Annotated in this window: 11 protein-coding genes, 1 tRNA gene and 1 other annotated feature; of the genes, 2 read left to right on the forward strand and 10 right to left on the reverse strand. The window is 51.3% G+C overall.

Annotated features, from left to right (window positions below):
• Positions 1-469 precede the first annotated feature (469 nt).
• Both ACFWUL_RS07180 and ACFWUL_RS07185 read right to left on the reverse strand, forming a co-directional pair.
• A tRNA-Lys gene (locus tag ACFWUL_RS07180) sits at positions 470-545 on the reverse strand.
• A 204-nt stretch (positions 546-749) separates the two neighbouring features.
• Positions 750-986, reverse strand: a complete 237-nt coding sequence (locus tag ACFWUL_RS07185; protein WP_297022236.1) for a hypothetical protein — start codon at positions 984-986, stop codon at positions 750-752.
• Positions 987-1151: 165 nt separating this feature from the next.
• On the opposite strand from ACFWUL_RS07185, the gene queF reads away from it, so the two are divergent.
• On the forward strand, positions 1152-1646 hold the full coding sequence (gene queF, locus ACFWUL_RS07190) for a preQ(1) synthase (RefSeq protein WP_297022233.1): 495 nt from the start codon (positions 1152-1154) through the stop codon (positions 1644-1646).
• Between the two features lie 182 nt (positions 1647-1828).
• Here the strand turns inward: queF and ACFWUL_RS07195 are convergent, their stop codons facing one another.
• From ACFWUL_RS07195 to ACFWUL_RS07225, 7 genes are all read right to left on the reverse strand, one after another.
• Positions 1829-2512: an energy-coupling factor transporter transmembrane component T family protein gene (locus tag ACFWUL_RS07195; RefSeq protein WP_297022231.1), complete on the reverse strand. Its 684-nt coding sequence runs from the start codon at positions 2510-2512 to the stop codon at positions 1829-1831.
• Entirely contained in the window at positions 2509-3327 is an 819-nt protein-coding gene (locus tag ACFWUL_RS07200) for an energy-coupling factor ABC transporter ATP-binding protein (protein ID WP_297022229.1), read from the reverse strand. The genes ACFWUL_RS07195 and ACFWUL_RS07200 overlap by 4 nt, the downstream gene beginning before the upstream one ends.
• On the reverse strand, positions 3320-4807 hold the full coding sequence (locus tag ACFWUL_RS07205) for a tryptophan transporter (RefSeq protein WP_297022227.1): 1488 nt from the start codon (positions 4805-4807) through the stop codon (positions 3320-3322). The genes ACFWUL_RS07200 and ACFWUL_RS07205 overlap by 8 nt, the downstream gene beginning before the upstream one ends.
• Before the next feature lie 57 nt (positions 4808-4864).
• Positions 4865-5081 (reverse strand) — a binding site (T-box leader).
• A gap of 326 nt (positions 5082-5407) precedes the next feature.
• Positions 5408-6262: a mechanosensitive ion channel family protein gene (locus ACFWUL_RS07210; RefSeq protein ID WP_416176832.1), complete on the reverse strand. Its 855-nt coding sequence runs from the start codon at positions 6260-6262 to the stop codon at positions 5408-5410.
• 323 nt (positions 6263-6585) lie between these two features.
• Complete coding sequence (locus ACFWUL_RS07215; protein ID WP_297022222.1) at positions 6586-8556, reverse strand: penicillin-binding protein; 1971 nt, start codon at positions 8554-8556, stop codon at positions 6586-6588.
• Positions 8537-10048: a CCA tRNA nucleotidyltransferase gene (locus ACFWUL_RS07220; protein WP_297041642.1), complete on the reverse strand. Its 1512-nt coding sequence runs from the start codon at positions 10046-10048 to the stop codon at positions 8537-8539. Before ACFWUL_RS07220 ends, ACFWUL_RS07215 begins: the two co-directional genes overlap by 20 nt.
• 1088 nt (positions 10049-11136) lie before the next feature.
• Positions 11137-11274, reverse strand: a complete 138-nt coding sequence (locus ACFWUL_RS07225; protein WP_416176833.1) for a hypothetical protein — start codon at positions 11272-11274, stop codon at positions 11137-11139.
• Positions 11275-11395: 121 nt separating this feature from the next.
• Here ACFWUL_RS07225 and ACFWUL_RS07230 point away from each other — a divergent pair, with 121 nt between their 5' ends.
• On the forward strand, positions 11396-12988 hold the full coding sequence (locus ACFWUL_RS07230) for an IS1634 family transposase (protein ID WP_416176834.1): 1593 nt from the start codon (positions 11396-11398) through the stop codon (positions 12986-12988).
• Here the strand turns inward: ACFWUL_RS07230 and ACFWUL_RS07235 are convergent.
• Entirely contained in the window at positions 12933-13502 is a 570-nt protein-coding gene (locus ACFWUL_RS07235; RefSeq protein WP_416176835.1) for a helix-turn-helix transcriptional regulator, read from the reverse strand. The two genes, ACFWUL_RS07230 and ACFWUL_RS07235, sit on opposite strands and share 56 nt — an antisense overlap.
• Between the last annotated feature and the right edge of the window lie 884 nt (positions 13503-14386).

Consider the following 14386-nt stretch of genomic DNA (forward strand, 5'->3'; position numbering starts at 1 on the left):
ACCCCCGTGGGGAGCTCCCTTTGAAAAAGGGAGCCTGCTGCTGAGTCATTTGAGCGTTTTTGTGCAGAGTCATCAGGACCCCATCTGCGGCGGAGCCGCGGTTAACAGTCCCCCTTTCTCAAAGGGGGATGTCTGCATCAGCAGACAGAGGGATTCTGATGGGTTCTTCTCACTGGCGGTTTAAAGTCCCTGGTGCCGTAATCCCATCACCATCTCTCAGCCCCGTGGGCAGCTCTCTTCGGGGAAGAGAGCCTACTACAGTGTCATTTGCGATTTTTAGGTGTAGAGTCTTTAGGGTCCCATCGGCGGCGGAGCCGTTTTCCGTCTCGACCTCCTTTGACGGAGATCAGCTGTCAGCTTTCCTGACTGCTGACAGTTAGAAACCAGAAACCACCATCCGTTCACATGCATCCTTTTATGATATAAAAAATAAAAGCTCGAAACTTTACAGTTTCGAGCTTATTGTTTCTGGTGGACCATCAGGGGTTCGAACCCCGGACACCCTGATTAAGAGTCAGGTGCTCTGCCAGCTGAGCTAATGGTCCGTTCGACGAAAATGATTATATCATTTTCTGAGCTTTCTGTCAAATCTTTTTTTATGTGATGTAAAAGATTTTTCAGGGCTCGCCGTCCTCATCGGACAACAGTGATACTATACCATATATTTTCCATTTTGACAAATTAGAAAATAATGAGATTGTTTATGCATGAAATTGCCGATGTTTACGGATTTCTATGCATCCCCATACTCAATAATGTATCCCATACTTATGCTTCAATTCCTCAATGTCCTCCCGCATTTCCTGATCACATTCTTTCAATGCTTCTTTCAGGTTCGGAAGCTGCTGGCGAGCCATGAAGGCTTTTTTTGCACTCGCCATTTTATAGATATGAGCCAGTTCCTTTTTATAGGAAGCCATAAACTCTTGCAGTTCCTCTTCTGTCATTTCTGTTTCTTCCACTTTGCTGCGATCTTCTGTATCCATGAATTCTTCACCTCTATATTGATCTCCCTGCTGGTACTGTCTGAATAAACTGTACCATAGGCAGAACCATTCCACAAGCAGACTTGAATTACCATGTTTACATCTCCTCATAACTATGCTATCCTTGTATCAGTCACATAGAATTTTATTGATACGAGGTACCCTATGGCAGAAAAAAGAGAAGGCCTGGACCAGCTCACCCAGCTGGGCAGCCGGAATACGAAGTATACTTATGATTATGACCCGAATCTTCTGGAAAAGATTCCCAATAAACATGGAGACCGGGATTATTTCATCAAGTTCAATTGTCCTGAATTTACGAGCCTCTGCCCAAAGACGGGACAGCCGGACTTTGCCACCATTTACATTTCCTATATTCCCGATAAATGGATGGTGGAAAGCAAATCCCTGAAACTTTACCTCTTCAGCTATCGGAATCACGGCGATTTTCATGAAGACTGCGTCAATATGATTATGACAGACCTGATCCACCTTCTCCATCCCCGCTACATTGAGGTGTGTGGCAAGTTCCTCCCCCGCGGCGGCCTTTCTATTGATCCCTACTGCAATTACGGCATCCCCGGTACGGAATGGAAAGATTTCGCCCGCTACCGTCTTCTTCACCATGACATGAACCCGGAAAAAGTAGATAACCGGTAATAAAAAAGCACTGAAATGAATGACATTTCAGTGTTTTTTTATTAATCAATTGTATAGCCGAGACGAATGGATGGGGCTGATGGTGGTGGGTTGGCATCGCTTTGCTCTCCAACCGGATTGTGGCTGCAGGCCACCACCTTGCCATCAGGCAGAGCCCTGTCCGCCGGACATAGCCCTATTTCTCACATCCCCATCTTCACCCGTCCATAAATGACGGCAATGGTAATGAGGAGGATAAGGACCATGAAGAAATAGTCCTTTCCCTTCGGTGCCACGCTTTCCATGAATGTTCTCCGGGATCCGCCAAAGCCCCGGAGTTCCAGGGAAAGGGCCATGGTCTCACTGCGTCCCAGGGAACGGAGCATGAGCGGGCGGACAATGGACATATACCGCTTCACCTGCTTGAAGAAATTCCCCTTTACCGCCAGTCCCCGGCAGGCCTGGGCTTCCGATACAGCCCGATTTTCTTCAATGAAATCAGGAATAAAACGGAGGCCTGCAGTAAACATGAAGGCATATTCATAGGGTACCTTCAGCTGCCGCACCATGGATGCCGTTAGGTCCTGGAGCTTCACCGTTCCAAGGAGGTAAATAAAGATAATGGTCATGCCCAGCATGCGGAGGGCTGCCACCACGGATTCCGTATTGCTGCCGCCGCCCACCTTTTCAATGACGCCAAGAAGTGCCGCAAAAATAATGAGCATAATGAGGGCTTTCAGGTTACGGAAGAGTTCACCGGACACCAGAAGGATCAGCACTTCCAGAATGCAAAGGGCCAGAAGGCTTTCCGGCTGGTGAAGAACGATGGCCCATACGGCGGTGCCGAATGTCAGAAGAATTTTTGTCAAAGGTACCAGGTTTCTCATCTGGAAGCGCCTCCTTTCCGAAGGATGAATTCTTTACAGAAACTGTCCATATCCCTGCAGTAGGGAGCGCCCGGGAGCCGGCGTCCCAAAAGGACTGCCGGCGGATAAGCAAGTCCCCAATCCTCCGGGCGGTTTGCCTCGGAGAAGAGGATTTCCGGCTTATCATTGAATACCACTTTATGACCGGCAATGACTACGACCCTGGTGCAGTCACGGGCTACGATATCCATATCATGGGTGACAAGGATAATGGTAATCCCCTTCTGCTGGAGGCTTTCCATGAGGGCCATGAGCCGTTTCTTTTCCCTGCCATCCTGTCCACTGGTCGGTTCATCGAGGACCAGGTATTCCGTATCCATGGCCAGGGCAGAAGCAATGGCCACCCGCTGCTGGTCGCCCCGGGAAAGAGTTCTTGGATATTCGTTTTCCAGAGACTTGGTATCTGTATCATCCATGGCCCGGTCAATGGCATTTTCCAGTTCCTCTCCCCGTTTTCCCTGGTGGAAAGGTCCAAAGGCGATTTCTTCCCGCACCGTAGGCATGAACATCTGTCGGTCCGGCTGCTGGAATACATAACCAATGAACCGGCTCCGGTCAGAAGCTTCCTCCTTTGTCACGTCGGCGCCGTTATACAGTACCCTGCCGGATGACGGTTTTTCCAGTCCCGTCAGCAGCCTTGTGATGGTGGTCTTGCCACTGCCGTTTCTGCCTGTAATGGCTACGAACTCTCCTTTATCGAAGGTGAGGGAAATATTATCAAGAACGAGGGGCATATTCTTTGCGTAACGGAATGATACATTCTTCAGTTCAAGCATTTTCTCTTCCTCCTTCCTTAAAGGAATCCACCACTGACTGCTCGGCGTCATGAATATTCAGGAACGGTTTCTCGAAGGAAACACCCCAGTCCTCCAGCTCCAGCTGGGCCCGGTACATATCCGGAATCGCTTCTTCATAGATGTGGTTCTTCTTCATATCCCGCATCACTTCTTCCGGTGTGCCCTGGCTGACGATTTCACCTTTATTCATAAGCACAAACTTCTTCGCATAGGGAAGGGTGGCTTCCAGATGATGTTCTGCCACAATCACCGTAAGTCCTTCTTTCTGATTCAGTTCACCCACCATTTCGTAGAACTCCCGGATTCCTTCCGGATCCAGGGCCGAGGTCGGTTCATCGAAAACCAGGACCTGCGGTTCCTCCGCCAGTACGGCAGCAACCACCAGACGCTGGCACTGGCCACCGGAAAGGGTAGATACTTTTCGTTCTTCCAGTCCATCCAGATGGACCTTAGCCAGGGCTTCCTTCGAGCGGCGGCGGATTTCATCCGGCGGGAATCCATGATTTTCCAGGGTAAAGGCCATTTCCTCCCCCACCGTCAGCGTAACAATCTGGGCTTTATAGTCAGAAAGGATGACACCGATAGAAGAGGCCAGGTCCGCAATGGTATGCTGGGTCACCGCTTTACCATCGGTGAATACCATACCTTCCATGGTGCCGCCATAGTAATGGGGAATGGCACCGGCCATGGACATGAGGAGTGTGGTCTTACCGGCACCGTTTGGTCCGGTGACGACAATGAAGTCACCTTTTTCTGCAGCCATGGAAACATCTTTCAGCGCCGGTTCCTTTGCAAAGGGATAGATATAGGTCAGATGCTCTACGCTGATGACCCCATCCTGGCTCTGTTCAAGGATGAGACCGCTGTGGTCACTGTCTTCCACATCGGACTCCGCCATGTAGTGCATGGACTTGAAGAGCCGAAGAGCCGGGAAATAGAGGAACGGTGTAATGATACCATTACCTATACCTACCATGGCAACAGCAGGGAGCATACCATAGAGAAATACTTTCATAGGAATCCCCATGACCGCCGTCAGGATTGCCACGAAAGTAAAGCCGGAAACACAGGTGGTAATGAATCCTGCAATGGCCGGGCGGAGAGAAAACTTCCCGATTTTAATGGGCGGTACGGAATGGGCAAAGAACCCGGCCACATAGGCGCCAAAGAATTCAGAGGCAAAATCGCCGTAGGGAAATGCAGACTTACTGGTAAATACTTCCATCAGCGCCGCCACCATGCAGATACCAAGGCACTGCTTATAGCTGGGTTTCGTGAGAAGGATAGCCACCACGTAGCAGGCAATCATCCAGTTCGGCGTGAACCCGGCAACCGATGGGGAAACCAGGTGGAGCAGCATGCCGATGGCCAGCATGAGTGTGGAAATCGTGAGCCAACGGAACCTGCCCCCTCTCGCCTTGGTGAAGACAAGTTTCGATACATCCATGACCCTTTCCATAATAACCATCCTCCTGAAAATGAATACTAAAAAATCCTTCCGTTCCCTGCTCGAAAGCAAAGGGACGAAAGGATACGATTCCGCGGTACCACCCATATTGGCAAAATGCCCGACTCAAATTCCATAACGGTGAACTCCGTCAGCCCCTACCCCTTACGGCTCGAAGCTGCACCTCCCAGGCCCATTCACCAAAACTGCCATACCGGACTTCCACTTGCGCCGGCTCCCTTGGATGGCTTCCATTCAGGCTACTCTTCCTGTTCTACGGTTTTCTTATATAGCAGAGTATATCACCGGCACAGGAAGGGTGTCAATAGGAATGTGCGCTGAGATTGGTGGAAGCGCCAAAAGTGGTATATGGGGCTAAAGGTGGTGGGTCGGGCAACGCTTCGCTGGCCCGACCGGGCTGTGGCTTTGACAAGGCTAACGCCTTGCCAAAGCGGGGCCATAAGGTTCTATCACCGCCAAAGGCGGCTATTCTACCTTATGCCCCCCGGCGCAAAGCGCCCGCCACCCAGTGAACGAGCGAAGCGTTATTCACCCACCACCCTTAGCCCCATTCACATGTTCAGACACATTGGTCAAACAACATTACTTCTCTCATTCCTTGGCCCTGTGCACCACCACCTGGGGGAATGGAATATCGATACCTGCCTTGTCGAAGGCTTCCTTTACCTTGATATACAGTTCATTCTGGGCGTCAAAGTACTTGGTCCTGTCCACCTGGGCCCGGACATAAATCCGGATAGAAGACTCTGCCATGCCGCTTACATAGATGGGAAGGTCTTCCTTGTTCAGTACGTAGGGATCCTCGGTAAATAATTTCTTCAGGAGCGTAATGCATTCCGGCAGGTTTGTGTCGTAGCCCACGTCAAAAGTAAATTCCAGGTTTCTCGTATCAAAGGCAGAATAGTTCTTGATGACACTGTTGATCAGGGAAGAATTGGGAATGACGATCATCTGGTTCCCAAGGGTAGAAATCAGGGTATACATGATACGGATATCCGTCACGGTGCCCTGGTTTCCTCCGACCTGGATATAGTCCCCCACCCGGAAAGGGCGGAAAATGAGGATAAATATGCCCGACGCCACATTCCCGATATTATCCTTGAGGCCAAGACCGATGGCCAGTCCAATACCGCCGAAAGCAGCGGCCAGGGTCCCTGCCGCCACGCCTGCGGTCCCCAGGGCCACAATAACCACAATGGCAAGACAGAAGAAGAAAATGATTTCAGAAATAAATGTCTTCGCCGAAGGATCCACGCTGCTTCTGTCCAGGATATGTTCAACAGCCTTCCGGATGTACCGGCAGATGATATAGCCTATGATAAAAAGGATAACCGCCTCGATGAGGTCAATGCCCTTAGTAAGGGCAAACATCTTCAGGTCTTCCATAAACTTGGCGGTAATACCGATTTCATCGGTCACCACTTTCGTCACTGCATTTGGTTCCACAATTGTATCCTTTCTAAAACCAAGGAAATCAGACAGTTATATTGTATCATAGCCAGGGAATCGGTGGCCGGTAAGTGGCCCCAACGGATTGAATGGGGCTAAGGGTGGTGGGTTGGCGTCGCTTCGCTCGCCAACCGGGTTGTGGCTTCAACGCCGCTGCGCTCATTGAAGCGGGGTCATAAGGTGGATTTGCCACCTGTGGCGGCTATTCAACCTTATGCCCCCGGTGCGAAGCACCTACAACCCTTAGACCCATTCATCTGATTGGCCGTTCTCCCCATTAAAAATCAGCAGCCCCCATATCGTTGGAGCTGCTGATTTCCTTAATCATGATGGGAGAAATGAACCTTTACATTATCCCCCCTGTGGACCCTGGCTCCTATGCCCGGGCTCTGGCTGTCGGCGTAGCCGCTGCCGTCAGGCTGGAATCCCAGTCCCGCCCTGGTGAGCCATTCGCCAACGTCCCGCATGGACCAGCCGGTGAAGCTGGGCAGGCGGAATTCCTTCGCATTCTCCGGCGGAAGTTTCGGTTTGTACAGTTCTATAGGCTTATTTTGGGGCTTCGCATGGTTCGCCTGGTCGTCCAGCGTGGGAACCTGGAGATACCGCATGATCTGGGTCATGGCTTCCTTGAATACCGGTGCCGCCACCTGGCCTCCGTAGAAAGTCCCCTTTGGCGTATCCAGCACCACCAGGCAGATGGCCCGCGGATCTTCTGTGGGGCCGAAACCGCAGAAGGAAGCGATGTACTGGCCTTTGAGATAGCCTCCGTTTTTGGCATCCAGCTTCTGGGCCGTCCCCGTTTTGCCGGCCATATGGTAGCCCGGTACCTTTGCATTGGTACCGCCGCCTTCGGAGACTTCCTTTTCCATCATGTCCTTCACTTCATCCGCCACGGTCTGGGAAATCGGTTCTCCACTGTATTCCGTATCTGTCACTTGGTAGTCGCTGCCATCAGGATTTTTAATGGACTGGATAATATGGGGCTTCACCATTTTTCCGCCGTTAGCGATGGCACTGTAGGCCTGCACCATCTGGAGCGGCGTCACCGCAATGCCCTGGCCTATGGACATGGTGGCTACGTCGATGGCCCGCATTTCCTTGGGGTCGAAAAGGATGCCGCTGCCTTCACCGGGAAGCTCGATGCCCGTGGGCTGTCCAAATCCAAATTTCTTTGCATATTCCGTGAGCGTCTTTCCCCCGGTGAGAAGACCGATATGGGCAAACCCGGTATTGATGGAGAATTTCAGGATATCCACCAGTCTCACATCGCCGTAGGAGCTGTCATCCCAATTCCGGATGGCATGGCCTGAAGCCCAGACGGCGCCTGGGTCGTGCCATACCCGCTGGGTATCATAGGTACCGGCGGACAGGGCGGCGGAAGCGATAATCGGCTTGAACGTGGACCCCGGTTCATAGATATCCACCACCGCCCGGTTCTTGAACTGGGCTTCCGTAGCTTTATCAAAGTGATTGGGGTCATAGGATGGCCGGTTTCCCAGGGCCAGGATAGCCCCGGTCTTGGGATCCATCACCAGGATAATGCCCCCATTGGCGTGGGTAGACGCCATGGCCCGGTCCAGTGCCCGCTCTGCATAGAACTGGATGTTCTGGTCAATAGTGAGATATACGGACCGTTCTTTTTCCGCTTTATAGGGAGCCATGGCAGACTTCAGGATAGGATTGCCCCTGGCATCGGTGAGAATATGCTGCTTGTTCGTTCCCCCTCTGATAAGTTTATCCAGGGACTTTTCAAGACCATCCAGGCCCTGGTCATCATATCCCACAAAGCCCAGTACGTTGGCCGCCATTTCCCCGTTGGGATAAAACCGTCGGCTTTCATCGAAAAAACCAAAGCCCTTCCATTTCTTCTCTTTAAAAAGTTCTTCCACCTTTTCCGAATCTTCGGGGTCCATGATTCGTTCCAGCCATACGAAACGGGTATCCTGGCTCATGGCTTTTTCCAGGTCCCCTTCCTTCTTATGAAGCAGCGGGGCCAGTTCCTTTGCCGCCTCTTCCGGGCTCACATTCATCATACCCGGATCTGCATAGAGGGACTTCACCATAATGGAAAAGGCCAACTCCTTCCCGTTGCGGTCGAAAATCGTCCCCCGGGGAGAATAGAGGGTTTGGATGCCTTCCGTCTGTCCAAGAGCCATATCTTCATAATGATGGCCCCTGATAATCTGGGTCCACAGCAGTTTCCCCGTAAGAATGACCCCGACGGCGCAGAGAAGAGCAGAAATGGCAACCGTCCTCTTTCTCATGCGGTTCCTAGGTGCTTCTCTTTTCATTATCCCGTCTCCTCTTATACCTTACTGCCGCCTCATGTAGGGCCTCCGGCGTGTTTTCCAGGTTTCCGTTCTGCACACGGAGAAGAAGATTCTGCATGCCTTCCGCCACATAAGGCCCCAGTGCTTCCGGTACCTCCCTGCCATAGTGCAGTTCATGGCTAGAAACAGGCATGGAAAGCGCCAGCTCCTCCATATACCGGCCAAAGGCACTGTGGCCCTCCGTGTCGGACATCTCTTTACCGCAGCCGATAATATCTGCATTCCCCAGGTCCGTCATTTGGGCAAAGGCTTCTGCCATATCCCGGGAAGAGGAAAACACTTTATTCCGGGCCATGGAACGGATCCATTTCAGCCCATCTGCCTCGGGTACATTGGCAAAGTAGTGAAATTTCATATGGTTTTCTACAAGCCACACCACCCGGTCCGTAAAAGCCTTTGGCCTTCTCCAGCGGGATAAGATTTCTCTCGCCATCTCAGCCCCCTTGGTATCGTGGCCATAGTCTGTAAGCTTTCCCTTGCGGACAGCCCGGATGCCGGGCATTCCCTTCCCCACATCATGGAGGAGAGCTGCCCACCGATTGATGAGCTCCGGTTTCGATGCTTCCAGCACCGCCAGCGTATGGTACCAGCCATCGTACTTGTGAAATTCCTTCTGCTGCGGGAGTCCTACAAGATGGGACAGTTCCGGCAGTATGGGAATATCCGTAAACGTGCCCTTTTCCCTGGCCCGACAGGAACAATCGGCCAGGCCGGTCCGCACCATGAGATCAAATCCCCGGGCTGCGTGGGATGTCACAATGAGCTTGTCCACCTCATCCCGCACCCGTTCCAGAGAAAGGCCCGATACCCGCGGGAAAGCGGACTCCATCCCCTCCACCAGGGAAGAGTCTGCCATAAAATCCAGCTGTCCCAGAAACCGGCAGGCCCGGAAAAGACGCAGTGCATCTTCCTGGAATCGGTCTGCCGCATTTCCCACAGTCCGGAGCCGTTTATGCTCCAGGTCCGACAGGCCATCGAAATAATCATAGAGAACCCCATCAGCATCCAAAGCCATGGCATTCACCGTAAAATCCCGACGGCTTACATCTTCCTTCAGTGTATCGGAAAACGTAACCTCCTGTGGCCGGTGGGAATCGGCACCATACACTTCCTTCCGGTACGTGGTGACTTCATAATTCTGCCCCTGTACGACCACAATGACCGTACCGAACCGGCGGCCCCCGCCATCGATGGCCTTCCAGCCCTGCCTGCCGGCGATAGCCATGGTTTCTTCGGGCCTGGCAGATGTAGTAATATCCCAGTCATGGGGAATGCGGCCCATGAGCAGGTCCCTCACACAGCCGCCCACCACAAAGGCCTCCTTCCCCTCTCTGCGGAATGCAGAAAGGATAGAAAGAGCCCCTTCATCAATTTTTCCGATTCTTTCATCCTGTGGAGGGACCTGAAACCGATCCTTCTTCAGATATGCAGAAACGCGGTGAATCAAACCCATGGACTGCCTCTTTTCAAAATTTCTCATCAATCACTGATGTAAATTATTATATACCGTCAGCGAAGGATGGAAAAGGGGGATGGAAGGTTGAGACCGAGGGGATCCGCCTGCGGTGGCTACGCTGCGTGCGACCATGTGTGGGCCTTGAGCCTTCAGCCTTGAGCCTTGAGCAGAACAGGCCCTGCGGGCCAAATCCAGCAATTTCCATCAGCTATCCTCAGCTCCATGGGCAACGTCAGTTGGCAAAAGGAAGGAGCCTCGGAAAGAGTCGAGAACGTTTTTTGTGCAGAGTCATCAGGATTCCACCTGCGGCAAAGCCGCTGACCCTGTCTGACGTCTGAACTTCTGCGGTCTAAAGTCTCCTCTACCCACATCATGCAGGCCCTTGGAGAAGGGCCGCGCCAAAGGCGCAGGATGGATGCGGCGCAGCCGCGAATGAATAGCCTCCTTCCTTGGGAAGGAGGTGGCTGCGAAGCAGACGGAGGTTAGCTGATGGGGCGCCGCAGGCTGATCTGGCAAGTCAGGCCCTGTCGGGCCAATCCCATCTGTTTCCTACAGCTACCCTCAGCCCGTTGGGCAGCGTCAATTGAACGTTTTTGTGCAGAGTCATCAGGATTCCACCTGCGGCGAAGCCGCTGATTCTCTCTGACGTCTGACCGTCTGCGGTCTAAAGTCTCCTCTACCCACATCATGCAGGCCCTTGGAGAAGGGCCGCGCCAAAGGCGCAGGATGGATGCGGCGCAGCCGCGAATGAATAGCCTCCTTCCTTGGGAAGGAGGTGGCTGCGAAGCAGACGGAGGTTAGCTGATGGGGCGCCGCAGGCTGATCTGGCAAGTCAGGCCCTGTCGGACCAATCCCATCTGTTTCCTACAGCTATCCTCAGCCCGTTGGGCAGCGTCAATTGAACGTTTTTTGTGCAGAGTCATCAGGAACCTAACGGCGGTGAAGCCGCTGATTCTCTCTGGCGTCTGACCGTCTGCAGTCTAAAGTCTCCTCTATCCACGGCATGCAGGCCCTTGGAGAAGGGCCGCGCCAAAGGCGCAGGATGGATGCGGCACAGCCGCGAAATATGCGCCTGTTCTTCTATTTCACTTTCCCACGATCACGCCGAGCAGCCAGTCCACGTTTCTTTCTTCTACCATTTTCTTCTGTCTCAGCAGGCTTTGCATGTGGTCTTCGGCGTCCTTGGAGATTTTCAGCCACTTACTGACCTGAAGTCCGCACATTTTATATCTATGCTGTGGCAGGACAAGCTTAATTGATTCGATAAATACTGCCTTTTCTATCTTCTATAGCACTTGACTGCCTTATGCTCTAGATATAAAATATGTCTAGAGGTGGACAGCTATGGACTATAAAACACAAGTCATTAATGGCACAACATATGCTTTCATAGATAAATCACACTGGAATTCAGAGAAAAAACGCGGTGAGCATAAACGCAAGTACATCGGCAAGGTAATTGAAGGCAAACTGGTCTTCAATAAGAAGTATCTCTTGGAAAAGCAACTGGAAACGCAGAAAACATCAAAGCCTGGGCCGGTTCCGGTTACTTCGTGCAAACGGTCTTTCTACGGCGCTGTTTATCTGCTTTCCTGCATTGCCGAGAAGATCGGGCTTCGTGATGACCTGAAAGCCTGCTTTGGTGATATTTACAAAGAACTTATGTCGCTTGCCTTCTATCTCGTACTGGAGGAGGGTCAGGCGATGTATCGATTCAAGAAATGGGGACACACCCATGTGCACCCATTTGGAGCGGATATTCCGTCCCAACGCATCAGCAGGCTCTTTGGGATGATTACGGAGGATGCGAAGATGGCCTATTTCAAAAGGCAGGCCAAGAGGCACTGTGAAACGGAATATCTGGCTTTTGACACAACGTCTATTTCCTCATTTTCGGAGTTGCTGAAGCAAGTGAAATATGGCAAGAACAAAGAAGGAGATGACCTTCCCCAAATCAATCTGGCACTCCTCTTTGGCGAAGTTTCCATGCTGCCGGTGTATTACCGAAAACTGCCGGGCAATATTGCGGATGTAAAAACCATTGACAACCTGATCAAGGACGTGGATTTTCTCGACCTCGTAAAACTGCAGCTCTGCATGGACCGAGGGTTCTTTAGCCAGAAGAACATCAACGAGCTGATGAAGCACCACCATAAGTTTCTCATTGGAGCCAGAACCGGCTTGAAACTGGTAAAAACACACCTGGACGATATCCGTGACAGCTTTGTCACACGGTCAAACTACAATCCTGCATTGCAGCTGTATGTATGCACATTCACAGAACAGTGGGATTATGAAGAAGAGAAGCCGCGTCTTGGAACAATTAAAACGGGAAAGCGTCGGGTATACCTGCATATTTACTATAATGATCAGCACTGTACAGATGACCGTAACCGTTTTAACCATATGCTTGACCGGTATGAAGAAGAGCTGCAGACCGGAAAACGCAAACGGGAACATGAGGGTGCCTATGCCAAGTATTTCATTGTCCACGAAACACCGGCAAGAGGCATAGCCATCGCATATAATGACAAAGCTATCCGCGAAGCCGAAAAAGACTTTGGCTATTTTGCCCTCCTGACCAACTCCATTAAGGATCCGGTCGAGGCAATCCGTATTTACCGCATGCGGGATCTGATAGAAAAGTCCTTTGGAAACCTTAAAGAGCGTTTAGATATGCGGAGAATGTCCGTATCGTCAGAGGAAAATCTCGAAGGCAAGCTGTTTGTACAATTCCTTGCACTGGAGCTGATGTCTTACATCAAACGCCAAATGGAAATCCATGACCTCTACAGGAATTACACCATGCAGGAATTCTTGGATGAACTGGATACCATCGAGTATTACCAGCAACCCGGCAGGGCTCACCATCTGTCCGAAATTACAGAGAAACAGCGCAAGCTGTATGAGATGATGGGTGTGGATGTACCAACCTAGATATAAAATGACAGGACTTCAGGGTAAAATGGATAATTTCTTTTCCTCTTATGAAAAGGGACAGGTCCCACAGGGGATCCAGCAGCTTCCTGCCATGCTTCAGGGGCACGTAGCAGAAGGCTTCATTCCTGACGATGTCCTCCACCACGTCCCGGTCCTCCGGCGGGCACTCGGAGAGGAGCTTGTCCAGTATGCCATGGAGCTCCTCTTTCCCGAAGGCCCGGCTTTCGAGGAGAATCTTTGCGAGAGCCAGTATTTCCCTCTTGTCCAGATGTTCATAGGACGAATGGATCAGCTCGTATCCCTTCTTGCCCCGGTCATACCGGATGGCTGCATGACCACCCTTCCGGTCGGCGTCTGCCAGGAAATCCCGGAGCTCATCCATATCCCGCTGGATGGACTTCTCTGTCACTCCGTAGTCCAGGGCCAGTTCCTTCTTCCTCACCACTTCCCCCCGGAGGAGCCGGTCATATATAGCCAGGAGCCGCTGCCCCTTACCTTCACTCTCTTCCATAAAATGCCTCCTTTCCCTTCCAGTATACAGAGACACATGGACATCCTATGGGACTTTGGAAGGGTAATGCTTTTTTCATAAAGACTGGATCCCATAGACCGGAAAATAAAAAGTGCCATAGCAGAATACAGTCATTCTGCTATGGCACTTTAACAACAGGGCAGGAAGCGTCTACCCCCCCCGATTTTCAAAAGCTGACATGATGGAACTCTGCGCTGTCATCCGATAAACACTGGGAGTATCAGGGATCATGGTACCGCCTCCACCATAAAAAATCATAGATTATTTCGGTTAAATTATAGATTCATAATAACACCAATTTAATATATTGTCTACATTCTATATGAGATCGAGGTCGAAGGTAACAGGCCCTGCGGGCCAGGTGACAGCCGGATGAGTGTGCGGCCATACGGGCGGGGCTTTTAGCTTCTAGCTGCCAGCTTTTAGGAAAACTGGTCAGCCTACGGCAAATCAGTAGCTATAGCAGTTTGTAAAATTGTTGCCTCTACCCATTTTCGTCATCTCGAGCGGTGATAAGCGCCGTAATGATGTCAAACATAAAAATCGAATGTGAGAGAGTGTCGAGAGATCTCTCAGAAAAATGCCTCTGACGGTTTTACAATACCGATGACGGTTGCAAAGCCCTGTGTTCCCAAGCGCAAGAAAGATTTCCCGACTCATCGTAGCTGTAGCTATTCTAAGTTGCATTGTCACTTAGCATACTGCCACCGCTCGAAATGACGAGTTGGGCATAGAGTCCACTGCATTTAATGCCAATAATCGGCAAGATACCTAATCGTGATACACTCAGGTCAGTGTAAATCATTATCCCAAATGTGATTGAGCTGACACACTAGCGGCCAGGAAAGCTGGCCAGCCTGCGG

It is taken from the genome of Dialister sp. (genome assembly GCF_047832375.1).
Lineage (GTDB): Bacteria > Bacillota > Negativicutes > Veillonellales > Dialisteraceae > Dialister.